26 protein-coding genes are annotated in these 22,319 nt (G+C 35.7%); 7 read left to right on the top strand and 19 right to left on the bottom strand.

The features are described from left to right. Positions 1-9 precede the first annotated feature (9 nt). The gene (locus J8H85_RS14155) at positions 10-492 is read right to left on the bottom strand and encodes a cupin domain-containing protein (RefSeq protein ID WP_209655869.1); all 483 of its coding nucleotides are present in this window, start codon (positions 490-492) and stop codon (positions 10-12) included. Between the two features lie 118 nt (positions 493-610). Next, the gene (locus J8H85_RS14150; RefSeq protein ID WP_209655868.1) at positions 611-1,183 is read right to left on the bottom strand and encodes a Crp/Fnr family transcriptional regulator; all 573 of its coding nucleotides are present in this window, start codon (positions 1,181-1,183) and stop codon (positions 611-613) included. Between the two features lie 87 nt (positions 1,184-1,270). Here J8H85_RS14150 and J8H85_RS14145 point away from each other — a divergent pair, with 87 nt between their 5' ends. After that, positions 1,271-1,630: an MFS transporter gene (locus J8H85_RS14145; RefSeq protein WP_209655867.1), complete on the top strand. Its 360-nt coding sequence runs from the start codon at positions 1,271-1,273 to the stop codon at positions 1,628-1,630. 122 nt (positions 1,631-1,752) lie between these two features. Here J8H85_RS14145 and J8H85_RS14140 read toward each other — a convergent pair whose 3' ends face one another. The 15 genes from J8H85_RS14140 to J8H85_RS14070 all read right to left on the bottom strand — a co-directional run bounded on the left by J8H85_RS14140 (position 1,753) and on the right by J8H85_RS14070 (position 12,752). Then, the gene (locus tag J8H85_RS14140; protein WP_209655866.1) at positions 1,753-2,262 is read right to left on the bottom strand and encodes a GNAT family N-acetyltransferase; all 510 of its coding nucleotides are present in this window, start codon (positions 2,260-2,262) and stop codon (positions 1,753-1,755) included. Positions 2,263-2,532: 270 nt separating this feature from the next. Next, complete coding sequence (locus J8H85_RS14135; protein WP_209655865.1) at positions 2,533-3,273, bottom strand: SDR family NAD(P)-dependent oxidoreductase; 741 nt, start codon at positions 3,271-3,273, stop codon at positions 2,533-2,535. A 78-nt stretch (positions 3,274-3,351) separates the two neighbouring features. Continuing rightward, positions 3,352-3,918: a Crp/Fnr family transcriptional regulator gene (locus tag J8H85_RS14130; protein ID WP_209655864.1), complete on the bottom strand. Its 567-nt coding sequence runs from the start codon at positions 3,916-3,918 to the stop codon at positions 3,352-3,354. A gap of 219 nt (positions 3,919-4,137) precedes the next feature. Beyond that, positions 4,138-4,902 (bottom strand): type I methionyl aminopeptidase, encoded by a 765-nt coding sequence (map, locus tag J8H85_RS14125; RefSeq protein WP_209655863.1) that lies wholly within the window; start codon positions 4,900-4,902, stop codon positions 4,138-4,140. A 15-nt stretch (positions 4,903-4,917) separates the two neighbouring features. Next, positions 4,918-5,346: an META domain-containing protein gene (locus J8H85_RS14120; protein WP_209655862.1), complete on the bottom strand. Its 429-nt coding sequence runs from the start codon at positions 5,344-5,346 to the stop codon at positions 4,918-4,920. Between the two features lie 5 nt (positions 5,347-5,351). Beyond that, positions 5,352-5,972, bottom strand: coding sequence for a Pr6Pr family membrane protein (locus J8H85_RS14115; protein ID WP_209655861.1), 621 nt, complete (start codon positions 5,970-5,972; stop codon positions 5,352-5,354). Between the two features lie 74 nt (positions 5,973-6,046). Beyond that, entirely contained in the window at positions 6,047-6,652 is a 606-nt protein-coding gene (locus tag J8H85_RS14110; RefSeq protein WP_209655860.1) for a class I SAM-dependent methyltransferase, read from the bottom strand. A 150-nt stretch (positions 6,653-6,802) separates the two neighbouring features. Further along, the gene (locus tag J8H85_RS14105; protein WP_209655859.1) at positions 6,803-7,162 is read right to left on the bottom strand and encodes a hypothetical protein; all 360 of its coding nucleotides are present in this window, start codon (positions 7,160-7,162) and stop codon (positions 6,803-6,805) included. Between the two features lie 145 nt (positions 7,163-7,307). Beyond that, positions 7,308-7,457 carry a GNAT family N-acetyltransferase gene (locus tag J8H85_RS14100; protein ID WP_245243821.1) on the bottom strand — a complete coding sequence of 50 codons (150 nt, stop codon included), beginning with the start codon at positions 7,455-7,457 and terminating at the stop codon, positions 7,308-7,310. 11 nt (positions 7,458-7,468) lie between these two features. Beyond that, positions 7,469-8,476: an amidohydrolase family protein gene (locus tag J8H85_RS14095; RefSeq protein ID WP_209655857.1), complete on the bottom strand. Its 1,008-nt coding sequence runs from the start codon at positions 8,474-8,476 to the stop codon at positions 7,469-7,471. 207 nt (positions 8,477-8,683) lie between these two features. Beyond that, a complete protein-coding gene (locus J8H85_RS14090) occupies positions 8,684-9,601 on the bottom strand; it encodes an AraC family transcriptional regulator (RefSeq protein ID WP_209655856.1) in 918 nt (305 codons plus the stop codon). A 159-nt stretch (positions 9,602-9,760) separates the two neighbouring features. Then, the gene (locus tag J8H85_RS14085; protein WP_209655855.1) at positions 9,761-10,615 is read right to left on the bottom strand and encodes an aldo/keto reductase; all 855 of its coding nucleotides are present in this window, start codon (positions 10,613-10,615) and stop codon (positions 9,761-9,763) included. 178 nt (positions 10,616-10,793) lie between these two features. After that, positions 10,794-11,591, bottom strand: coding sequence for a DJ-1/PfpI family protein (locus J8H85_RS14080; RefSeq protein ID WP_209655854.1), 798 nt, complete (start codon positions 11,589-11,591; stop codon positions 10,794-10,796). Positions 11,592-11,598: 7 nt separating this feature from the next. Continuing rightward, complete coding sequence (locus J8H85_RS14075) at positions 11,599-12,102, bottom strand: RidA family protein (RefSeq protein WP_209655853.1); 504 nt, start codon at positions 12,100-12,102, stop codon at positions 11,599-11,601. Between the two features lie 74 nt (positions 12,103-12,176). Continuing rightward, positions 12,177-12,752, bottom strand: coding sequence for a Crp/Fnr family transcriptional regulator (locus J8H85_RS14070; protein ID WP_209655852.1), 576 nt, complete (start codon positions 12,750-12,752; stop codon positions 12,177-12,179). A 424-nt stretch (positions 12,753-13,176) separates the two neighbouring features. On the opposite strand from J8H85_RS14070, the gene J8H85_RS14065 reads away from it, so the two are divergent. After that, complete coding sequence (locus tag J8H85_RS14065; protein ID WP_209655851.1) at positions 13,177-13,821, top strand: DUF6266 family protein; 645 nt, start codon at positions 13,177-13,179, stop codon at positions 13,819-13,821. 281 nt (positions 13,822-14,102) lie between these two features. Here J8H85_RS14065 and J8H85_RS14060 read toward each other — a convergent pair whose 3' ends face one another. Together J8H85_RS14060 and J8H85_RS14055 are read right to left on the bottom strand one after the other, a co-directional pair. Then, the gene (locus J8H85_RS14060) at positions 14,103-14,315 is read right to left on the bottom strand and encodes a helix-turn-helix domain-containing protein (RefSeq protein ID WP_209655850.1); all 213 of its coding nucleotides are present in this window, start codon (positions 14,313-14,315) and stop codon (positions 14,103-14,105) included. A 160-nt stretch (positions 14,316-14,475) separates the two neighbouring features. Continuing rightward, complete coding sequence (locus tag J8H85_RS14055) at positions 14,476-14,637, bottom strand: hypothetical protein (protein ID WP_209655849.1); 162 nt, start codon at positions 14,635-14,637, stop codon at positions 14,476-14,478. Between the two features lie 302 nt (positions 14,638-14,939). Here J8H85_RS14055 and J8H85_RS14050 point away from each other — a divergent pair, with 302 nt between their 5' ends. From J8H85_RS14050 to J8H85_RS14030, 5 genes are all read left to right on the top strand, one after another. Further along, the gene (locus J8H85_RS14050; protein WP_209655848.1) at positions 14,940-16,502 is read left to right on the top strand and encodes a type I restriction-modification system subunit M; all 1,563 of its coding nucleotides are present in this window, start codon (positions 14,940-14,942) and stop codon (positions 16,500-16,502) included. Then, positions 16,499-17,764: a restriction endonuclease subunit S gene (locus J8H85_RS14045; RefSeq protein ID WP_209655847.1), complete on the top strand. Its 1,266-nt coding sequence runs from the start codon at positions 16,499-16,501 to the stop codon at positions 17,762-17,764. The genes J8H85_RS14050 and J8H85_RS14045 overlap by 4 nt, the downstream gene beginning before the upstream one ends. 154 nt (positions 17,765-17,918) lie before the next feature. Further along, on the top strand, positions 17,919-18,347 hold the full coding sequence (locus J8H85_RS14040) for an endonuclease domain-containing protein (RefSeq protein ID WP_209655846.1): 429 nt from the start codon (positions 17,919-17,921) through the stop codon (positions 18,345-18,347). 100 nt (positions 18,348-18,447) lie between these two features. Continuing rightward, positions 18,448-21,630: a type I restriction endonuclease subunit R gene (locus tag J8H85_RS14035; protein WP_209655845.1), complete on the top strand. Its 3,183-nt coding sequence runs from the start codon at positions 18,448-18,450 to the stop codon at positions 21,628-21,630. Further along, a complete protein-coding gene (locus J8H85_RS14030; RefSeq protein WP_209655844.1) occupies positions 21,623-22,315 on the top strand; it encodes a M48 family metallopeptidase in 693 nt (230 codons plus the stop codon). Before J8H85_RS14035 ends, J8H85_RS14030 begins: the two co-directional genes overlap by 8 nt. Positions 22,316-22,319: the final 4 nt, after the last annotated feature.

Here is a 22,319-nt window from a genome sequence, read left to right as displayed (position 1 = left end):
ATGATTTGATTAGTTGCCTAAAAATTTCTTTTGGGTTGATGGGTCTATCCAGATAACATCGCTTGGGTCTCTGGCAATGGCATCAAAAACGAGTACGTCTAACGGACCTTCTAAAATTTTTCCGTTTCCGTGTGCTGTACCTTTCCCCCAAAAAAGTAAGTCGCCTTTTCCTGCAACAACAGGACCTTTATCGGCAACATAAAATTCTGCTTTGCCATTTAAAATGTAGAGGTAGGCATCAGATTTTGCGTGGTAGTGCATAGGCACTTCGTCATACAACCGAAAGATTCTAACGCCTGCGTGTTCACGGTCTATTAATCTGATGTCCTTGATGATACCATTATGACTTTTAGGAAGTAGCGTTACGTATTCATCAATATTAATAATACCGTAGGCGTTACCCATTAACGGTCTTTTGTCTTCTTGCGCATAAGCGTTAAAACCTATAGCAATTACCGTAAATAATAGAAATAATGTTCTTGTAGTTTTCATAGTACATTGTATTTAATTGTTCGATACAAAATTCTATGAAAACCAAAATGTGTGCGAGGACATACATCACGTATTTTTTGTGATGTATATCAATCTTGAAAAGTGATTTAGGTCACTTTTAGCTGTTAAAACGACTTAAAGTTTCCCTGGATACGCCTAAATAAGAAGCGATTAATTTTTTAGGAACGCGTTGTATTAATTTTGGAAGTTTATTTAGTAGATACTCATATCTACTTTCTGCTGTCATTGTAAGCAAAGACAAGATTCTTTGCTGTAAATTTATATAACCGTTGTTAGATTTAATTCTGAAGAAGTTGGCAACTGCTGGTACTTCTAAGCAAATTTTCTCTCTGTTTTCTAAAGACAAACAGAAGAACTCAGAATCTTCAAGACAATCCACAAAAATAGTCCCTGGTTCTTGGTGTTGAAAAGCACAATGGTCACTCACCCAATAATTTTCCATTGCAAATTGAAGAATGTGTTCTTTACCTTTATCATCTATGGAATACGCTTTTACTAAGCCTTTGATAATCCAATATTCAAAATTCACTGCTTGCCCTGCCTGAATTAAAAACTGATGTTTTTTAAGGCTTTTATACTGAAAATGAGATTGAACAAAATTCCATTGGTCATCTGTTAACGCAAATAACTCTTCAAAATGTTGTCTAAGTAAATGAAGTTTTTCTTCCATATCGCAAATTTATTTTTTATTTCTGATTCTGGAAAGTTTACTAGTGTTTAATAAATCTATAGATTAGTGTTATTTGTTTTCAAATGTATGGCAGCTTCCTTTTACATCTACCTTACAGGCTTACTATGTTTACTTTTGGTTGTAGTGGTGTTACCAAAACCTGAAAATAAATTGATAGGTGAAAACCTTACTCAAGAAATAGATACTAACAATGGTTCAAAAGTAAGAATCATTTTTATAGCGTCACTTTTAGCAATGATGTTGTTTTTTGTTGGTTTTGTTACGCTGCCTCTATACTTACCAGAAGTTTTTGGTTTTACCGAATCTGAAATAGGGTATTTAATGGCTTTCATTTCTCTTATAGCCATTATTACAGCTAGTCAAATGCCAAAAATGGTAAAAGTATTTGGTGATAGCAAGGTCGTTGCTTTGGGATTTTTATGCTGATGAAATAGGGGTTAGTATGAAGCGATTAAATCAAATTCTAAAAGAAAAACTAAACCTAACGGCAAAACAAATCATACAACAATATTAGTTTAAACTTGTAGCCCTGTTTTAAGACGGATCCGTTATTTGCTGGCTTTTTTGGCATTCAAACCAAATACTGATAAGGTACCATGCTCTCCAACATAATCAGATTCATATGCAAGGCCAAGTTTCTTCAATAATTTAATGGATTTTTGATTCTCTGGAATAGTGATTGCTATTATATTTTCGTACGTATTAGATTTAAGTATTTCATCTAAATACTTTTTGCTTGCTTCTAAAGTGTATCCATTTTTTTCATAGTTTGGCAACATTGCAAACCCAATGTCTGGATATTTTTGTTCTTCACGATGTAAAAACGTGACGATACCAATAGGTTTTTTTGTAGTTTTTAATTGAAAAACACTGTAATAAAAGTTCGGGCTATCAAGTATTTTTTGAATATACTTTTCAGCATCCTCCTTATTGGAAATGTTCCTGTTTCCAATAAATTTCAACCATCCTTCCGAGTTTACCAATTCAATAATAAATTTTGAATCTGTTAAGTTTAGCGGACGGATTATAAGCCTTTCAGTTTCTATGGTTTTATACATCCAGAATGTTTTTAGCTGTGGTTTTTAAAGTGTTTGTGTGTCTTAACGTAGCAGTTATTAATTTTTAAATTTAAGAAGAATATGGTTAAAAAGTATACCGTATTTTTATTGGTTTTCAACACAGTTTTTTGAATAGTTGCGTGTTTGTATGCGAGGATTTTCCGAAGCAAAATCAGATGTTAGCAAAATAGCAACTAACATTGGTTTAGCTGAAACCAGCAATTTTTTATATATGGCCTTGTCAGCGGTTCATTGTTTTTTTAATTTACATTACCAAGGGATTTCGGCCCTTTCAGGATTTGTTTCTTCACTAAAGAATTTTCCTGTTGGTCCGTCTTTACCAATTGTTACATATTTAGCAACTCTTTTTGCTGCAGTTTCTGCATTGCCTCCATTTCCAAATGTGAAGTCGGTAGCTGTTAATCCTGGACAAACCACATTAACCTTGAAATTAGTGTTACGAAGTTCATATGCTAAGTGGATAGTGTACATGTTTAAGGCTGCTTTCGATGCTGCATAAACAGCATATTTTGCAAAATTATAAGCTGGCCAATTCGGATCGCTTTGCAAAGTAAGTGAGCCAACACTTGTGCTTAAATTCACTATTCGGGGTTGTGTGGATTTTCTGAGCAAGTCCATAAATACTTGGATAACTCTTGATGTTCCAATTACATTAACATCAAAAGCAGCACGAAATTCTTCTTGTTTGGATTCCAAGGCAGTGTAAGGGTCGCTTCCCCCATTTATACCGGCATTGTTTATCAAAACATCTAATAGATCAGTCTTTTTACCGATTTCTTTGCGTGCTGTTTTAACAGAAGAATTATCTGTTACATCTATTTGAACACACTCAACATGCATCAATCCTTCTGCTTTCAGTTTTTCAATAGCTTCAGCACCATTTTGGGAATTTCTACTACCCAAGTATACGTAATATCCTTTTTGCAATAATAATTTAGCTGTGGCAAAGCCGATACCTTTGTTGGCTCCTGTAATTAAAGCTCTCTTCATTTTATTTTTTTTTAATGATGAAGTAAAGTTCTATCAATAAAAAGAGAGTTGTTTTAACAAATGGTAAAAAAAGCATTTTTAGCTTATATTTTTCCGAATTCTGCTTAACGATTGTTGTGTTACACCTAAGTAAGATGCTATATATATCAAAGGTATGCGATTGATTAATGAAGGATAGTTTTCTATAAACTCCAAATATCGGGTCGTGGCATCTTGAGAAATTACCGGATTTTTTCTAGATTTTTGATACATACAAATTTGAACCATCTTATTTTTGATAACATCCCATCCTACTATAATTTGCGAAAGTTCTTCCCAAGTTTCCCTTGAAAAAACAAGAAGTTTACAATCAGTGCAAGCCTGTAGGTAATCTGATGAAACAGCGTTGGCTTCAAAATTCACATAATCACACATTAAATTGTTTTCCTGAATAAAACAGCGTGTTATTTCTTCTCCTTTGTTGTTATAATAACAACCTCTTAAAACACCTTCTAGCACGAATGCAACTTGTTTTGGTATTTTTCCTGCTTCTGAAAAATATGCATCTTTCTTGAGCTCTAATTCAATTATCTTTTCTTTAATTAAATTAATTTGGTGCGAATTTAAATTTCCAAACTGTAAAATATATTCTGTTAATTCTTTCATTATTGCAAATTGGCAAAATTTTGGTTTTCTTAATTTATCATTTGGTAAAAAGTTGGAGTCAAAATTGGGGGAACGCTTCGACTGTGGTAGTCTCTTGGGTTAGCACTTAACTTAGCAAGTACACCCCAAACTGGCATGAGCGAAGCGAATTGGCACAAGCAAAATCCGCGAGGATTTTTAGAAGTAGGTGAGAACAAGCAATTACTTATAGCCAGTTATTTAATTCCAAATGTCATTAGCTTCTGTTAAAATAACTGGATAGGTATCAGTAACAAGTATGGTTTGTTCGTGTTGGGTTACATACCCACCTTTGTTTCCAACTAATGTCCACCCATCATTCAGTTCAACAGCCACCGTTGAAATTGTTGATATAAAGGTTTCTATGGCTACCGTTGTATTTTTCTTAAATCGTTCTCTGTTGCTTTTAACTCTGTAATTTAAAATATTCTCAGGTGCTTCGTGTAAACTTCTACCAACGCCGTGACCAGCCAAGTTTTTAATCACTTTAAATCCTGACTTTTTTGCTTCAGTTTCTATTAGATATCCAATTTCGGAAATTTTCACGCCGCCTTTGATATGGTTAATTGCTTTCCGTAAAATATTTTTAGAAGCATCTACAAGAGGTTGGTGGTTATGAATGTCTTTTCCAAGTACAAAAGAACCTCCATTATCAGACCAAAACCCGTTTAGTTCCGCAGACACATCAATATTAATTAAATCTCCTTCTTTCAATATTTTATTCTTTGATGGTATGCCGTGTGCCGCTTCTTTATTTATACTTATACAAGTATAGCCAGGAAATCCATAAGTTTCGTATGGTGCAGATTTAGCGCCATAACGCTTTAAAATTTCGCCGCCATATTCATCAAGTTCTTTGGTTGACATACCAACTTTTGCGTATGCTCTCATTAATTTTAGTGTAGTTCCAACAACTTCACTAATTTTTTTCATCCCTATTAATTCAGATTCTTTTGTTATCGACATTTCATTTCATTTTCATTAGTTTTCAGCTTTTTTAAACCGCATCATGGGCACTTCATCTATCATAAGGTTTAATTTACCATCCGCATCCAAGCTGTATGTGTTTATTTTTGTCATCATATTTAAGAATACTTTTTCTCCTTCACCACAAAACATCATCGTGGTTGGTCCGGGTTCTCCAATTTTAATAGAATCATTATTTAATTTGTAATTGGCAGAATAGCCATTACAGCTATTATTTCCAGTAACTTGTTCTGTAATTTTGTCGAAAGTAATTTTAGGTTTTTTGTCGGGATACAAACCATTAAAAGCAATACGAGGTCCAGAAATATATTCTAGTTCCCAGGTTGTGTTGTAGAGTTTGTTACTGTCAACATTTTTTTTTGCACCACAAGCGGTAATAATAACGGCTAAAATGGCAATAAGAAATGGTCTCTTAATTTTCATGATCCTTAATTTTTTTTTTTTACAATGGCTTTCCCAATTAACAATAGGCTTATTAAAATACCTAAAACAGTTCCAAAAATAATTGAAATATTTATAAAAGCCTTTTCATATCCTATCTCATTCACGTTTAAAAAGGGATATGGGTAATATCCAGATAAATAACCTCTAACCATAATAAATGCCATATAGAATAACGGATAAAGCAGCCAATTAACAACTGGTTTTACACGTAAATCCTCTTTTTTAATCATAAAAGCCCAATATCCAAGCATAAACAAAGGGATGATGGTATGTAATAACTCGTCAACAATATATTGAAGTCCCGTAGGGTTCCATATAGCCCTTAAAGCTATTTGATAAACCAGGCCCACTATAAGTATAAATGCAGTAATTGCTGTTAATGTCCCTTTGGATGCTAGCCATTTTAACGGAATTATTTTTAGTTTGAATACAGCCACCGTGAAATATAGTGCGACTAAAATATTGGTTAATATGGTAAAAAAACTAAAAAAACGAATAGTCATTTCAAATAGGCCTGTTTGTCTGTTTTGAAGCATCAAGAAAAACTGGGTTATAATGGCAAACCAACCCATAGCCAGTCCAATAGTTTCTATTTTTTTGATCATTTTTTATATTTAGGAACAGTTATTTGTTAGAAGCTAGTGAGTGAACATCTAACTTTGGTACATCCAACGTGTTTTTATACATTCATTTTACATTTTATAAGATACATTGGTTGATGTTCATTCACTTTGCTGATTTCAAAAAGTCCGAAGTCATTAAATTCTGCTTTCACAGCTTCTTGGTCGTAATAAAATACTTTGGCACCTTCGTATAATTCGTAACGGTCTTTTTCAATTAGTTTTCCCTTTCCAAAATTAGGTGCTTCTTTGGTTATGGCAGTAAAAACCATAAATCCGTTTTCGGTAAGTTGGTTGTAGCAATCTTGGATTAGCTTTTTTCTTTCTATGCTGTCCAATAAATGGATAAGAGCATAGCAAAAAATGCCCTCATATTTTTTATCTCCAAAAGGCATTTCAGTTACAGAACCATGAAAAATAGTCATTTCATTTCCGTAATGTTTTTTTGCGAGTTCAATAGCGGTTTTTGAAATTTCAATGCCCGTTACCTTTATTCCGTTTGAAATGAAGGGTTGGGCATTTCGTCCATATCCAATTCCTGGAATGAGAATATTTTTTATTGATTTTTCCAGGAAGAAATTTGTTGTTAATTCAGCAGATTTTGCAGGGTTCATTCCCCACATTTCTTGTTTGTCATTAAATGCTGTTTCCCAAAATTCTGTCATATTTATTGGTTTTTAACACAGTTTTTTTTTTGAATAGTTGCGTGTTTGTGTGCGAGGGCTTTCCGAAGGAAAATCAGATGCTAGCAAACAAAGCAACTAACTTTTTGATAAAACTAGCAATTTTTTTCACACGGTGTTGTAGAATTTTTTTTATTTAATACAAATTTGAATCCATTGTTTTTCAATCGGTTGCTCAAACAGTCTGTTTATAAAAGGTAAACTTGCTTTCCAAACTTTCAAGCTGTTTTGGTTTTTGAACTCAATTAAATAAATCCCACGTTCCGGTATGTCAAGAGTCATTATCTTTTTTGCTTTTTCACCAAACTCATAAGACTGTATTCGCATTTGGGTTACTTTTGGATTAATTACTTTTCCCGTTTTTTTATTTGTAAGAGTGAAAGTAAAATTTTCCACAACAACATCCCAACCTCCAAGAACGTAAACACTAAAAATTCCAGTGTAAAGTTCTAATTCTCTATTCTCATCAACAATTCTTATCGGTTTAATCATAATCTTTTACAACGGTCTTGGCCATGAGTAGTTGTGTGGGGTAGCAGTTAACTTAGCACGCACACACCACTTTGGAAATTCTTGCGGAATTTCCAAAGTGGGTGAGAACAAGCAATTACTTACAGGCATTGTTGTGTGTAGTTTTTTATTTGGTTTTCCTTGTGTAAATCCTACTTTCTTTAACTTTGAATCCCAAGTCAGAATAAAGGTTAATGGCAGGTGATCGATGGTCCTCGGTGAAAAGAAGAATTCCCGATAATTCTTTTTCATTTCCAACTTCAAGTAGTTTGTTCATCATTTTCCTTCCTAATGCCCGTGATCTTTTGCAATCTCCTCCTCACTTAAGCGTAGAAACCGAGCAGCATTATTGTAGAAGATATCTCGTTTTTGCTCATCGTTTAGAAATGGTGCCTCATCAATTGATTTTATTGCTTCGCCAATGGCGTCTGGCCAATACATTTGGTCTGAACCAAACATAATGCGCTTTTCGAAACCTGCATCAATCATTTGCTTGAGCGCATCATAGAATTGCGCTCGAGGAAAGCTCCAGTTGTTGCAGGATATGTCAACATAAAGGTTAGGATGCGTAAACATCATAGATATCATTTCGTCTACTAATGGTGAGCCGTAGTGCATAACGTAAATACGAAGCTTTGTATGCTTACGCAAAACATCTTCAAGCAAAAAAGGGGATCCCATACTGGCACGGTATTCTTCGTAACCTGGGAAACGGGCGGCTGCTGGAGGTCCTTCGCCAAGGTGGATTCCTACAGGGATATCAAGTTCTTCTGCCAGTGCAAAATACGGTTCGTAACGAGGATTGTCAGGACGATGACCACGATATTGAATGTAGACCTCCCCAAGTACAGCAAGTTGCCCGTTAGCGTGTAATCGTTTTAGTTCTTCAATAGACTTTTCCTGTCTCTTACCAAAAGCGACTCCTGGCAGAATAACCTCGCCACCTTCAGCCTTGGACCAATCAGTAACTATTTCTACAGGACCTTCGGTCATTGCTCGACGTATATTGTGTTTTTTAAGCGCCGATAATGTTTTGTTACGTAAATCTAAATCATCTTTGGCTGCAAAAATAGGATTACTACAATTAAAAGATTTGGAGAAATCCAGCTCCTCGCCCGGATCAAAGGTTGGAACCAGTATATTTTGGTCGCCTGGACATGCAGGAGTACCTGATGGTATTTCGTCCATCGAAAAGGCATGCAGATGCATATCAATGATTGGTAGTCTATTTTGTGCCCCTGCGTAAAATGTAATCAACCAAAATACGCATATAATTAAATACTTTTTTGATGTCATGATATTGTTTTGTTTTACATATTTGTTTATTTAGAATTTTAAAAACTTATTTTTCTAATTTGTTAGTTTTTTAACACAGTACTTATGAGTAGTTGTGTGGGTTAGCAGTTAACTTTGCAAGTACCCACCAAACTGAAAATCCGGGAGGATTTTCAGAAGTAGGTGAGAACTAGCCATTACTTGTAGCCATTGTTGTACGGCTTTCTTTTATTCAATTGGTATGCAAAAGTCAACAATAGCTTTCCTTTCAGGATGTTCATTAAAATTATTATTATAAATTTCAAAAGGTGCTCTGTCAGCTTTCTTATATCCATTCTCGTTCATCCAAACGAATAATCCAGTCCACGACTTTTCAAATTCGTTTAATCCAATTTCAAAACTTCCAACGATAAATTTTCCAGCTTCTATTGTAGTTAGTCCGATTTCTCCATTTGTTTCTACTGCCTTGTTAAGTAAAATCGAAGCACTCATTCTTACTTTGTTGGCTTCAGTAACTTTAAAGCTGTCGTGATAAACCGTTATCATTTTTGTTTGGTCGTTCATTAATCCTTTTGGTGTTGCCCATTGCATTAATTTTCCATAGGCATTCTCAAGGTTATGAGGACCAATACTTGACACATAAGCCAAATCCATTTTTGGCATTTCTTTAATTTTAATTTTTGCGTTCATTTTTATCCAATTTTTAAGATTATTAATGACGCAAATGTATTTTTCATAGTCAGGATATTCTTGTCCGCTCTTGCTATTAAGTTGACGAATCTTGCTAAATTTATTTGGATTTTGGTTTTTAAATTCAGTCGGGCTTACTCCAAAATACTTTTTAAATGCTCTGGAATAGGAAGAATTATCACTAAATCCATATTTATGTGCTATTTCAGTTGCTGTTATGTTTTTATGTAATAAATCAGATGCTGATTTTTCTATTCTTTTTCGTTTTACGTATTCATTTAGAGTTTCTTCTGTAACAAACTTGAAAACTCGATGAAAATGAAATGGTGAGAAAAAAGCAATTTCCGAAATTGCATTTAATGATAAGTCCGATTCCAAGTTTTGGTCAATAAACTCAAAAACTCGGTTAATTCGATTTTTGTAATCAGCGAGTATTTCTTTATCTGTTACTGTCATTTCTTAAATTATTCCAACGTTAATGTGTAAGGAACGTTGCGTGTTTGTATGCGAGGATTTTCCGAAGGAAAATCAGATGCAAGCAAACAAAGCAACTACCAAACGGCTTAACTAAAATAAGCAATGTTTTTTAGCTCAGTTCTTGTTAGCAGTCGTATTTTAATTTTTCACATCTAATACGTCTGGCCAAATGTTAGGCAATTCTCCGCTAAACCCCATCTCTGGAAGTTCATTTATTTGCTTCATTTCTTCCTTTGATAATTTAAAGTCAAAAATATTAATATTTTCTTCAATTCTTTTTAGCGTATTTGATTTCGGGATTACGATAGTTTCGTGTTGAATTATCCACCTCAAACAGATTTGAGCTATAGATTTATTGTGTTGTTTAGCGATAGTTTGGATTATTTCATTTCCAAAGACTTTCCCTCTTGCCAAAGGTGACCAAGATTCAACTACTATGTTATTCTTTTTACAGAATTCTACCAATTCTGATTGCCAATAACCAGGGTGAAATTCAATTTGATTGATAGCAGGAATTACGTTTGCAGTTTGAAAAAGTGCCTCTAAATGTTCTTGCCAAAAATTACTTACTCCAATGGACTTTATTTTTCCGTCAGCTTGTAATTCCTCCATAGCACGCCAACTATCTGCATTTGCTTTTTGCCAATCTTTATAGTTTTTTGCATTCGCAGGCCAATGGATTAAATACAAGTCAATGTAATCCAATCCAAGTTTTTTAAGTGATTTGTCAAAAGCTTTTTTAGTTTCTTCATAACCTAAATTTTCACGCCATAATTTTGTGGTTATGATAATTTCCTTTCTATCAATTCCACTTTCATTTATTGCTTTTCCAACTTCTTTTTCATTATCATATTTGGCGGCTGTATCAAACATTCTGTAACCTATATTCAAAGCATTTTTTATAGACTGAATTCCTTCTTTCTCTGTAGATTTGTATGTTCCAAAACCTATGATTGGTAATTTGTTTCCGTCGTTTAATACTATTTCTTTCATTCTGTTTCTAACTTTTTTTTATGACCGCTAACGGTTAGTATATCTTGAAAAGTAGCGGGTTTAAAGCACGAACTTTTCGGGAAGCAAGATAATTAATTAAAAACAAAAACGGTTTAGGTTGTCACCTAAACCGCTCCATTATGTATGTAAATTGCTATGGCGTTTTTATCTTTTCATTTCATTTTTTTGTTTCTAAATATTCTGTTAACGCTTCTAAATAAAGGATGTTAAAAGAATTGCTTGAAAATGGGTTCTGACTAGTGATTAAATTTCTATCCTTTATCGCAAAGTTTGCTTTTGGCAAACCACTTTTATATTTCAGCCCTAATTTTCTTAGCTGTTTAGCTATTTTTCTGTTTTTAGGTTTTCCTTTCATTATGAATTTTTCTATAACAAATTCTTCAATAGGAGATACAGAATTGACTTTATATCCAATATAAGGGTTTTCTTCTGCTGGAATTTTTAAAATAAGACTAGGAGCATGGCAAATAAGTCCTGTTGGTTTGTTTTCTTTTGCAAAATGTTTTAAAAGGGTAGGAATATTATTGTTTTCTATTAAATCGATCATTAAACCTTGTCCACCTGGAATAATGATACCTATATAATTATCTTGATTTACAATTGCGTTTTCAAGTGTAATTGGGTTGTTGAATGAATTGTCTTTTGTTATAAATTCTATGGCTTCATTCTTAATTTCTAATATTTCTTTCCAATATTTATCATTGATACTCTCTTCATCAATGGTTGCAACAACTCCATTTGGTGTGGCAAATTCCACAGTATACCCATTCTCCGAGACAGATTTATATGCCAAATAAAATTCATTTAAAAAGACTCCAGTTTGTCGTAGTTTTTGTCCTTTATTAAGCTCTAAAGTGTCTGCTGCACTCAAAACAAAAAGAATTTTCGTGTTTTGAGCTGAAAGTGATATGTTCGTAATCATTACAATTGTTATAATTAAAATTAGTTTTTTCATTTTAAGGTTATTTAGCTGCAATAATTTCAATTTCTATAAGACAATTTGGAGCTGTTGCTAATAAAGGTAAAGGAACAATAGTACTGGCTGGAAAATTTTTTACTCTCCATTCTTTAGATGCTACATCTATCAAAATTTGCTTTTTCTCTAGTGTAAAATCTACAATATAAACAGTTTGTTTTACTACATCATCTAATGATAATCCAGCTGATTCTAGAGCTTCTTTTACATTAGAAACAGTCTGTTTCACTTGTTCTTCAAAATTTTCTGAAACCAATTTACCTTCTATGTTTGAAGCCCATTGACCAGAGAAATAATACATTTCTTTTCCCTTTGGAACTTTAACAATATGCGAAAAGCCATTGTACTTAGGATTAAACAATCCTTTTGGGTTGATAAAACTGTTTTTTTCTTGAGCCATACTATTATTTTTTTGAGTGTTTACGGTTTTAGATTGTGTGCACGAAAACAATACTGCCAATATTGTAAACGACATTACTTTTCCTATCATAATTTTAGTGTTTTAATTATGATACAAAGGAAGTACACATAAGATTTGTATACATTTACATATGTCGATAAAAACTAACTCTTGCTATTTTTAGCTCTAATTCTGCTTAGTTGTGTTGGTGTTATACCAAGGTAAGAGGCAATATGATATTGAGGAATTAATTGTTCCAATTGAGGATGTTCTCTTTGAAAAATAGCATATCGTTTGTTTGCTTCTAACAGTACAATTTCTACTTCTCTTTTTTCTTTATCAACAAAATAATGTTCAGCAATTTTTCTTAAAAGTCTTTCTAAATCTTGATGTATGTCTAATAAATCAGTTAATTTTTTATAGTTTCCTATTAGTAAATCACAGTCTGTTAATGCTTGTTGATTTATAGTGTTTGGGAGTTGCGTAACCAAAGAAGAATAACCACCAATCATATTATTTTTTGTGAAGAAATGTTTGTTATATTCTACTCCTTCATTGTTACGATAGAAGGCTCTAACAACACCTTGTTTAAGAAAGCCAAAATTTTTAGCTACCTCTCCTTCTTGTAAAAAATACTCACCTTTTTTTAAGGAATGCTCTGTAAAAAGTTTTTTTACTTCATTCCAAGTGTTTTCTTGAATAGGAGAAATAGTATTTAGAAAATTATAGAGGTCTTTCAAATTAGATTTCGGTTTTTTTTAATGACTCATAACAATCGCATATAATCAATTAATTATATCCATCAAAAAGTTACCATTAATTATATCCACATTATATATACTTACGAATATAATTATAATATACTTACAAATGTATCATGCTTTTAAAAAAACATAGTACACTATTCCAGTATTGTATTAGCTTCCTTCGCCCTTTGTCCAGCCAAACCCCCATCCAAAAAAAATACACCCGAACCGTAGACGAACAAAACCCGAACAAAACCCGAACAAAACCCCCGTTTTTTTGGCTGCTGTCTCAAATTGTGTCAAATCGTGTCAAATCGTCTCAATGTGTGTCAAATGGTTTCAATATGTGTCATGGGCTTGCAAATAGGGCAGAAGCGTGTTAGTTTCACGGCATATTAACCCCAAAATCTATAACAATATGGGAACATTTAGTAAAGGCATCCTTGGAGGTTTCTCCGGAAAAGTTGGCAACGTAGTGGGTGCACGTTGGCGAGGTAAAGACATTATGCGCAGTTTACCAACACGCGGAACTTATGCACCTACACAGGCGCAGATAGACCAACGCGACCGCTTTACCACGGTTATAAAATTCATTACGCCCATAAAGGAAATCCTTTCGGCGTATTTTGGCAAACAACAGGGCGATAAGTCCAGTTTTAATCTGGCAACGGGCTACCACATTAAGTATGCTCTTTTGCCCGATCCGTTAGGCGGTTATAACATCGATTACCCCAAAGTGCTTATTGCCAAAGGCGATTTGCGTGGTATATCCAATGGTGCGGTAACCTTGGATGTAGGCCAAACCATAACCATTACTTGGGATGATAACAGCGGCCAAGGCAATGCCCAAGCTTCCGATGGTTTGGTAGCAGTGGCGTATTGCGAAGCCCTCGATTTGTTTATAACCGCAAACCCCGCAGGCACCCGCGATTTAACCACCGTACAATTACCATTGCCCACCTATTGGGCGGGCCAGCAGGTACAGGTATGGGCTACTTTTGCAACGGCCGATGCCAATTTAGCCGCCACCAGTACCTACTTAGGCACGGTAACCCTAGCTTAAACCTTATGGAACCTATAACTAGCAGAGGTGCCTATAAGGTGGCCTCTGCTGGTTTTTTATTAAAGAACCTACGTTCAACGCTAAAAACCTAAATTTTTAAAGAGTTATAAAACTAAAAGATAAAAAAGCTGTCATGCCGAACGAGGTACGAGGAGGCATCGCATTATGATGCCATCGTTCCACATAGCTTCCTCTGGTTCTAACAAGAAAAGGTCTTTAAAAAAACAGCCTTTTAATTTTTTACTTCCCACATACTAAGCACACTTAGGCTAAAAGGCAATTTAAAAAGGTTTGTTGTGTAGCAGTTGCCCCATTAGGGTTTCAATAAAATGCTTCGGGAAATAACGGGTACCGCCCAATAGGGTATAGGGCACGTGTTTATACTTGCACCAGCGGTATAGGGTGCTTCGGCTTACTTTAAAGAACAGTTGTGCTTCATCTGTAGTCATCCAAATTTCATCTTTAAAGTGGTTGGGTTTTAAAAATTCAGACATGCTGCTTGGGGTTTAAAAATAATAGATATGCTATATATTGTATGTATTTACGTATTTAATTTACTTGTAAATATATAAAATATGATATTTGATGTAAATAAAATGATACAAAAAAACGATGAAATGCATTTGTTTTATTAATTACCCCTTATCCTGCAATCTATAGTAAATTACAATCTTCTAAAACATGGGCGCATACAAACGCTGTTTGGGTGCAAGCAGCTGCTGAAGCTGCTAGGTTATGGTACTTAGCAAGTTCAAAAAAAGGTCTCGACTGCGCTCCACCAAACAGCGCGTACCTAATTACAATAAATAGCAACATTCAAATTATGCCATAAGCAAATAATACCTTTAAAACCCCGTATAAAGTGGCTAGTCACTATTTAAACCATAAAAAGGCTGTAATATCATGTAAAATAAAGGGTTATATACAAGGCCGTATTACATGGTTGTTAAAGCAAAAGCTGCCCCATAAATTTTTTAAAAAGTTATTTGTTAAAAATTACAAACCGTAAGTAAAGTTTTATATTTTTATGGGCGTCGAGATTTAAAAATAAACGTTTTAATCCATCCGCATTACGGATATTAACTATTTTTATCCTCAATAAATTTTTAAAGTAAACAATGGCCCAAAACAAACTCACATTAAGTACCCTAGAAAGCTGGCTTTGGGATTCAGCAAACATATTAAGAGGCAGCATAGACTCCTCCGATTTTAAAAACTACATTTTCGGCTTGCTGTTCTTAAAGCGTTCCAACGATGTGTTTGAAGAAGAAGTAGAAAACATCATGAAACGCGAAGGCTTTACTAGAGAAGAAGCCGAAGAGGAAACCTATTTCCAACTGCCCAAAGAAGCCCGATGGAACAGCATAAAAACCCATACCGAAAATATTGGTATTGCGCTCGATAAGGCCTTTGCAGCCATAGAGCAGGCAAACACCAGTTTAGAAGGGGTTATGACCGCCACTAAGTTTGGCGATAAAGAAAAACTATCCGATGAGCTGTTGCAACGCCTATTGCGCCACTTCAACCAACACTCGTTGCGTAACGACCACTTAGAGTCTAACGACCTATTGGGCGATGCCTACGAATACCTTATTAAAATGTTTGCCGATGATGCCGGTAAAAAAGGAGGCGAGTTCTACACCCCACGCGGGGTGGTGCAGCTTATCGTACAGCTTATAAAACCAGAACCCAAACAAAAGGTGTACGACCCCACCTGTGGGTCGGGGGGTATGTTGATTGAATCTGCCCGATACATTGCCCAACAACCCAACGGTAAAGTGGGCAACAACGTAAACGTGTCCTTATACGGGCAAGAAAAAAACCTGGGCACTTGGGCCATTGGTAAACTAAACATGTTGCTGCACAACTTTATGGATGCCGATATACGCAAAGGCGACACCCTTACTGCACCACAGCATAAAAACGACCAAAATGAACTAACGCTTTTTGACCGTGTTATTGCCAACCCACCCTTTTCTATGGATGGGTGGTGGACGCCCGCCGAAAACGCCATAGAAGTAAAGCTCGATAAAAACGGCAAAGAAAAGAAAGTAACCCCCAATTATACCAAAGTGGTAAGCGACCCCTATGGGCGTTTCCAGTATGGCATACCGCCACGTGGTTATGCCGATTTAGCTTTTTTACAGCACATGGTAGCCGTATTAAAGCAAGATGGTAAGGCAGGGGTGGTGCTGCCACACGGTACCCTGTTTAGAAGCGGTACCGAAGGCGCCATACGCCAAGGCCTCTTGGAAGCCGATTTGGTAGAGGGCATTGTAGGCTTGCCAAGTGCCCTGTTTTACAACACAGGCATACCAGCCAGCATTTGGATTATTAACAAAAACAAAACCGAAGCCCAAAAAGGCAAGGTTATTATTATAGATGCCAGTAACGATTATAAAGAAGGCAAAAACCAAAACGAGCTGGAAGCAACACACATAAACCGCATAGTAACCGCCTATAATGGCGCTACTAATGTTGATAAATACATGCGTGTGGTAGATGTGAAGGAATTAGCCGAAAACGATTACAACCTAAACATTTCCCGTTTTATTGATACCAGCGAACCCGAACCCGAAGTAGATATTAAAGCGGTACACCAAAAACTGGAAGCCTTGGAACAAAAGGAAGCCGACATTGATAAAAAATTAGCTGAATTTTTAAAGGAGTTGGGGGTATGAATATTCGAAAAATAATACCAAAAGATTGGGATTTAGTTAATTTGTCTGATTTGACCAATCTTATTACCAAGGGTACAACTCCAACTACTAATGGTTTTAGTTATCTAGAAGAAGGTGTAAATTTTGTTAAGGTTGAAAGTATTCATTCAAATGGGAATTTTATTCCATCTATGTTTGCTCATGTTGGAAATGACTGTCACGATTCTTTTAAAAGATCACAATTAAGTGAAGGAGATATTCTATTTACCATTGCGGGAGCTTTAGGTAGAAGTGCCATTGTTACAAAAGAAATTCTACCAGCAAATACAAATCAAGCTGTTGCTATTATTCGTTTAAAAAATTTTGAATACAAAGAATACATTTATCATTATTTAAGAGGTAATCATATAAAAACACTAATAGAAAAAATTAATGTTTCCACAGCACAAGCGAATTTAAGTTTAGGTCAAATTAACAAATTCAGTATTCCACTACCACCCCTCCCAGAACAACAAAAAATAGCCGACATATTAAGCACCGTAGATGCTAAAATAGAGGTGATAGACCAACAAATTACCGAAACCCAAGCACTTAAAAAAGGCTTGATGCAACGCCTGTTAACCAAAGGCATTGGGCCCACCCAGTTTAAAGACTCCCCTTTGGGTAAGATTCCTGTGAGTTGGGAGGTGGTGAAGATAGGAGATTTATTGGAGTTTAAGAATGGATTAAATAAAGGCAAGGAGTTTTTTGGTATTGGAATACCTATTGTTAATTATATGGATGTATTTAGAAATAATTCTTTGAATTTACAAATGCTAAAAGGAAGAGTTGATGTTGATAAAAGTGAAAAAGAAAGATTTAATGTAAAAAAAGGTGATGTTTTTTTTACTCGAACATCAGAAACAGTTGAAGAAATAGGTTTTTCGGCTTGCTTTACAGGTGATGTAGATGAAGCTGTTTTTAGTGGATTTATTTTGAGGGCGAGACCAATTAATGACAAATTAGACTTATACTTTAAAAAGTATTGTTTTGATTCTTACTTAACCAGAAAAGAAATAATAAGTAAAAGCACTTATACTACTAGAGCATTAACTAATGGTACAATATTATCGAATGTACTAATTTTATTGCCTCCAAAACTTGAACAACAAAAAATAGCAGAAATTTTAAGTTCAGTAGATGATAAACTAGAAGTATTAGAAGAAAAGAAAACCCACTATCAAGCGTTAAAGCAAGGTTTGATGCAACAATTGTTAACGGGTAATATTCGGGTTAAAGTTTAAAAAATATACTATGAGAGTGTTTCAGTTAAAGAGCGTACTTCCCCTCCGTGGAGGGGTGCCCGTAGGGCGGGGTGGTATAAAAAGCTCCCAACAAAACAATACTCACCAAAAAAGAAATTAAAATATAACGGCTACCAAAACCCATTTACCGCCTATGCCTCAACAAATACTAACCTATATTCATGAAACACCAATTTATAGGCAAAATATTGCGATATTACCCGGTAGGAAAGAGTTATTGATTAGAGCACGAGCATTGCGTAAAGCAGGTGTTTTATCGGAAGTTATTTTTTGGAAGGAGGTACGGAATGACACGTTTTGGAACATCGATTTTGATAGGCAGCGGGTTATTGGCAATTATATAGTTGATTTTTATATAAAAACTTTGGGATTAATAATTGAAATAGATGGTTCAAGCCATGATAACAAACAAGAGTACGATGCTAAACGAGAGCTGTTTTTAATGCAATTAGGTTTAAAGGTTTATAGAATTTCAGACTATAGAGTAAAGCATGATTTAGGAAACGTAATGAAAGAATTAGAGGCGTATATCATTTCTCAGTTCGGACCGCGGTCATTTTAATTTAGGTTAGTAAAAGCGTGGGACAGGGGTTGCATTGTGGTAGAAGCCACCCCGCCCTACGGGCACCCCTCCGCGGAGGGGAAGGTAAAAAAATAAATTTATGAGCAACACATCAGAATACATACATAGCGAATTACCAGCTATAGAATTGCTTCAACAATTAGGTTACAAGTATCTTAATGGTAATATTCAAGATGAAAGAACAAATAATACAGAGGTTTTATTAAAAGACCGCCTATTGGCTGCCATAAAAAAAATAAACCCTTGGCTTAACGATAACAACCTAAACAAAGCCTATACCCAAATAACTAGTGTAAACGGTGCGTCCTTAATGGAAATAAACCAAAACATTTGGGAGCTTATTAAAGGCGGTACCTTTACCGTAAAGCAGGTAATTAACGGGGTAGAAGAGTTTAAAGCGGTTCATTTTATAGACTATCTAACCCCAGATAACAACGATTTTTTGGTGGTGAGCCAAATGTCTTTTCGCAACCGTGTAGGCTGTAATTCACGCCCAGACCTGGTGGTGTATATCAACGGTTTACCCATAGCGGTAATAGAATGTAAATCGCCCAAATCATCAAACGCATGGCATTCTGCATTTAACGATTTAAAAGAATATCAAGATTTAAATGAAAAACTGTTTCATTACAACCAAATATGCGCCGGTATATGGCAAGTAGATGGTAGGTATGGCGCTATCAACTCACCAAAACAATTTTATTCGGTGTTTAAAACCAGTAAAGACGATACCGATATTTTAGACTTGGCAAAAACCGAGCAAGATAAATTACTCCTGGCCTTATTTAAAAAGGAACGGGTGCTGGACATCATCAGGCATTTTGTACTGTTTGAGCTGGATGAGGGTGTAACCATAAAAAAACTACCGCGTTACCAACAAATACGTGCCACCAACAAAACCATTACTAGGTTGCAAGCGGGTGAAGGCGGTGTGGTGTGGCATACCCAAGGTTCGGGTAAATCGTTAACCATGGCCTATGTAGCTAGAAAACTGCAAGCCCCCGAATACGGTTTTAACAACCCAACGGTTATGATTATGACCGATAGAAAGGATTTGGATAGGCAAATTACCACCACCTTGCAAAATGTGGGCTTTAAAAACGTAAACCAAGCCTCATCGGTAATGCATTTAGATAAATTACTGCGTAACGATTACGGGGGTATTATTACCACCACCATACAAAAGTTTCAGGAAACCGATAAAGAAGCCACCGCCAGCACCGACCAAACCGAAATGGAAGAACGCGGTGATGTGATGATTGAAAAACACCTAAAGGAAAAGACCCTTATAAAAATTACCAAAGAACTTCAAAAAGGAAAGTGGGTAGAGGTGGAACGGGTGGAAATTCAATTGGAAGAACTGTCAAAAAAAGAAAACCTCTATATTTTAGTCGATGAGGCACACCGCAGCCATTACGGGTTTTTAGCATCGTTTATGCGTACCGTATTGCCCAATGCCAAGTTTGTGGCTTTTACGGGAACACCCATATCTAAAGAAGATAAATCGACCCTAGGCGAGTTTTACGGGGGCGATTATATAGATGTATATACCATAAAAGAAGCCGTTGCCGATGGTGCCACGGTAGAGTTGCTGTATGATGAAGGCATTGCCAAACTAGATGTTAAAAAAGAGGCACTGGACAAGGAGTTTGAAGAAAAGTTTGGAGACTATTCCGCAGAGAAAAAAGATAAACTAAAAAGTGATGCCTTACGCAAATACCAATTGAGTAAAGGGCGTATAAACGACATTGTAAAACATATTGTAGACCATTTTAGGGATAAAATATACCCAGATGGGCATAAAGCCATGATAGTATGTAGTGGTCGCCCACACGCATTAAGATACCAAGAAGCCTTGCAACGGTTGAAAGACCAAGGTTATCATGGGTTTGAATCGAAAGTGGTGATGAGCATGGGGTCGCCAAAATCGGACCCCATTGCTAAGGAATACTATGAAACCTTGGAGTGGAATAGAAAGCATCCACAAGATAAAAAGCCCATACACATAGTGGCACCCGAAGCCATTAAAGAGGTAACCGATAGTTTTAAATTGCCTTTTGGAGATGAAGCGGACACCGAGAAATCGGGCAAAAAAAAGTATGATAATACCGCCTTTATAATTGTGTCCGATATGTTGCTTACCGGGTGGGATGCCCCCATAGCCTCCTGTTTGTATTTAGATAAACCATTAAAGGAACATAACCTCTTGCAAGCCATTGCTAGGGTAAACCGTAGCAGAAAAGGAAAAGCAGCGGGCTATATTGTAGATTATAATGGTATTACCGCCTATTTAATACAGGCATTGGAAATCTTTTCGGGTGATATCCGTCCAGACGATATTTTAAAGAACATCAACGAAGAGTTGCCCAAGTTGGAAATGAACCACACCAAGCTGGTCGATTTTTTCAAACCCTTACGCATTGATAGGCATTACAACCGCAACGACTATATGGATGCCGCGGTTAGGTTTATAGAACCCATCAACAAACGCGATGATTTTAAAACACTTTTAAAGGATTTTAATAAATCGCTTAACATCGTGCTGCCCAATACCAAGGCCATGAAGTACCAAGGGGATTTTAAGCTTTTCAATGAAATAAAACTAAGAGCTAGAAATGCCTTTCCTGATGATGAAGAACTGAAGATTACCAAAGACGAAAGTAACATGCTGCAAGGTATGATAGATGCGCACTTAATAGCCCAAGGTGTAGAAAACCTATTGGAAGAACCCGTTTCCATTATAGACAAGGATAAGTTTAAGGAGGAAATCATGAACGCATCGCCAGCTACCAAAGAGTTGAAAATGCGCAACAATTTAAAACACACCATAAAAGTAGGTTTAGATAAAAACCCCAATTTTTACAAACCCTTGGCGCAACGTTTGGATGAACTGTTGAAGTTAAAAGCTGAAGAACGCATCACCCAATTGGAACTGTTAAAAGCCTATGCCGATATGCAAGATAAAATTATAGAGCAACAAAAAGAAGGCGAAGCAAAAGGCTTTAAAACAGAACGCCAACGGGCCGTTTACGATGCTATGAAAGTGTTGTTTGCTGAAGATGCCGAAGATGCCACAAAAACCATATTCGACCTGATAGCAGGTGAGTTAAACCTTGTGGGGTGGCAAACCAGAGGACAGGTAAAAAAGGATATAGAAAATAAGATGCGCCGCTATTTAACCACCGCCAAAATAGAACGGGAAGCAGCGAGAGAAAAAGCAAAAGAATTGGTAGAGGTCCTTATAAAAAACAAAGATGCCTAAAGTACAGTACGGAGATAAGGTTATAGAATATACATTCCTTCCAAAAGAAGGGCTGAAATCGCATTACATCAGTGTACAGAAAGATACAGGGGTGGTGCTAAAGGGCAGCCCTGTACCATTAGAAAAAGAACAGGCGTTTATACTTAAAAAAGCCCGATGGATATTGGAAAAACTGGAATTGGTTGAAGCCATTGGTTATGATGATATTGTAACAGGGTCTAGAATACCCTACTTAGGAAAAAAGTACTATGTAGAGGTATTTGTAAAGCAGGGTATAGACGAAGTAACCATAGATTTTACGGAATCAAAATTCAAAGTAAAGGTAACCAACGACCAAAACAACCAAGACACTTTACAAGGAGCATTTGAAGACTTTTTTAGAGCCAAAGCCCAAGAGAAAATACTGCCCAAGGTTAAAAAATGGGCAAAAAAAACAGGTTTGGACTTTAAAGATGTAAAGATTAGAAAATTAGAAAAACGCTGGGGCAGTTGTACACCCACCAACAGCATTTTAATAAATATAGATGCCATAAAACTCCCTTTTAGTTTAATTGATTATCTCATCGTCCACGAACTGGTACACACCAAAGTAAAAAGCCACTCCAAAGAATTTTGGGCAGAACTTTCCAAACATATACCAAACTGGAAAGAACTGGACGATAAAATGTATGGGATGAAGTTGTAGGAGT

This window comes from Mariniflexile gromovii, from assembly GCF_017814435.1.
GTDB lineage: Bacteria > Bacteroidota > Bacteroidia > Flavobacteriales > Flavobacteriaceae > Mariniflexile > Mariniflexile gromovii.
The sequence above is the reverse complement of the archived record's forward strand: the minus strand, read 5'-3'. Positions and strand labels throughout refer to the sequence as shown.

Excerpts from the sequence above, each read along its gene's own strand:
- J8H85_RS14150 (WP_209655868.1), bottom strand. The coding sequence starts at position 1,183 with ATGGAAGAAAAACTTCATTTACTTAGACAACATTTTGAAGAGTTATTT.
- J8H85_RS14035 (WP_209655845.1), top strand. The coding sequence starts at position 18,448 with ATGAGCAACACATCAGAATACATACATAGCGAATTACCAGCTATAGAA.
- J8H85_RS14130 (WP_209655864.1), bottom strand. The coding sequence starts at position 3,918 with ATGAAAGAATTAACAGAATATATTTTACAGTTTGGAAATTTAAATTCG.
- J8H85_RS14120 (WP_209655862.1), bottom strand. The coding sequence starts at position 5,346 with ATGAAAATTAAGAGACCATTTCTTATTGCCATTTTAGCCGTTATTATT.
- J8H85_RS14135 (WP_209655865.1), bottom strand. The coding sequence starts at position 3,273 with ATGAAGAGAGCTTTAATTACAGGAGCCAACAAAGGTATCGGCTTTGCC.
- J8H85_RS14075 (WP_209655853.1), bottom strand. The coding sequence starts at position 12,102 with ATGATAGGAAAAGTAATGTCGTTTACAATATTGGCAGTATTGTTTTCG.
- J8H85_RS14030 (WP_209655844.1), top strand. The coding sequence starts at position 21,623 with ATGCCTAAAGTACAGTACGGAGATAAGGTTATAGAATATACATTCCTT.
- J8H85_RS14110 (WP_209655860.1), bottom strand. The coding sequence starts at position 6,652 with ATGACAGAATTTTGGGAAACAGCATTTAATGACAAACAAGAAATGTGG.
- J8H85_RS14105 (WP_209655859.1), bottom strand. The coding sequence starts at position 7,162 with ATGATTAAACCGATAAGAATTGTTGATGAGAATAGAGAATTAGAACTT.
- J8H85_RS14050 (WP_209655848.1), top strand. The coding sequence starts at position 14,940 with ATGGCCCAAAACAAACTCACATTAAGTACCCTAGAAAGCTGGCTTTGG.
- J8H85_RS14095 (WP_209655857.1), bottom strand. The coding sequence starts at position 8,476 with ATGACATCAAAAAAGTATTTAATTATATGCGTATTTTGGTTGATTACA.
- J8H85_RS14090 (WP_209655856.1), bottom strand. The coding sequence starts at position 9,601 with ATGACAGTAACAGATAAAGAAATACTCGCTGATTACAAAAATCGAATT.
- J8H85_RS14100 (WP_245243821.1), bottom strand. The coding sequence starts at position 7,457 with ATGAACAAACTACTTGAAGTTGGAAATGAAAAAGAATTATCGGGAATT.
- J8H85_RS14040 (WP_209655846.1), top strand. The coding sequence starts at position 17,919 with ATGCCTCAACAAATACTAACCTATATTCATGAAACACCAATTTATAGG.
- map (WP_209655863.1), bottom strand. The coding sequence starts at position 4,902 with ATGTCGATAACAAAAGAATCTGAATTAATAGGGATGAAAAAAATTAGT.
- J8H85_RS14055 (WP_209655849.1), bottom strand. The coding sequence starts at position 14,637 with ATGTTGCTATTTATTGTAATTAGGTACGCGCTGTTTGGTGGAGCGCAG.
- J8H85_RS14065 (WP_209655851.1), top strand. The coding sequence starts at position 13,177 with ATGGGAACATTTAGTAAAGGCATCCTTGGAGGTTTCTCCGGAAAAGTT.
- J8H85_RS14045 (WP_209655847.1), top strand. The coding sequence starts at position 16,499 with ATGAATATTCGAAAAATAATACCAAAAGATTGGGATTTAGTTAATTTG.
- J8H85_RS14115 (WP_209655861.1), bottom strand. The coding sequence starts at position 5,972 with ATGATCAAAAAAATAGAAACTATTGGACTGGCTATGGGTTGGTTTGCC.
- J8H85_RS14080 (WP_209655854.1), bottom strand. The coding sequence starts at position 11,591 with ATGAAAAAACTAATTTTAATTATAACAATTGTAATGATTACGAACATA.
- J8H85_RS14155 (WP_209655869.1), bottom strand. The coding sequence starts at position 492 with ATGAAAACTACAAGAACATTATTTCTATTATTTACGGTAATTGCTATA.
- J8H85_RS14140 (WP_209655866.1), bottom strand. The coding sequence starts at position 2,262 with ATGTATAAAACCATAGAAACTGAAAGGCTTATAATCCGTCCGCTAAAC.
- J8H85_RS14060 (WP_209655850.1), bottom strand. The coding sequence starts at position 14,315 with ATGTCTGAATTTTTAAAACCCAACCACTTTAAAGATGAAATTTGGATG.
- J8H85_RS14145 (WP_209655867.1), top strand. The coding sequence starts at position 1,271 with ATGGCAGCTTCCTTTTACATCTACCTTACAGGCTTACTATGTTTACTT.
- J8H85_RS14085 (WP_209655855.1), bottom strand. The coding sequence starts at position 10,615 with ATGAAAGAAATAGTATTAAACGACGGAAACAAATTACCAATCATAGGT.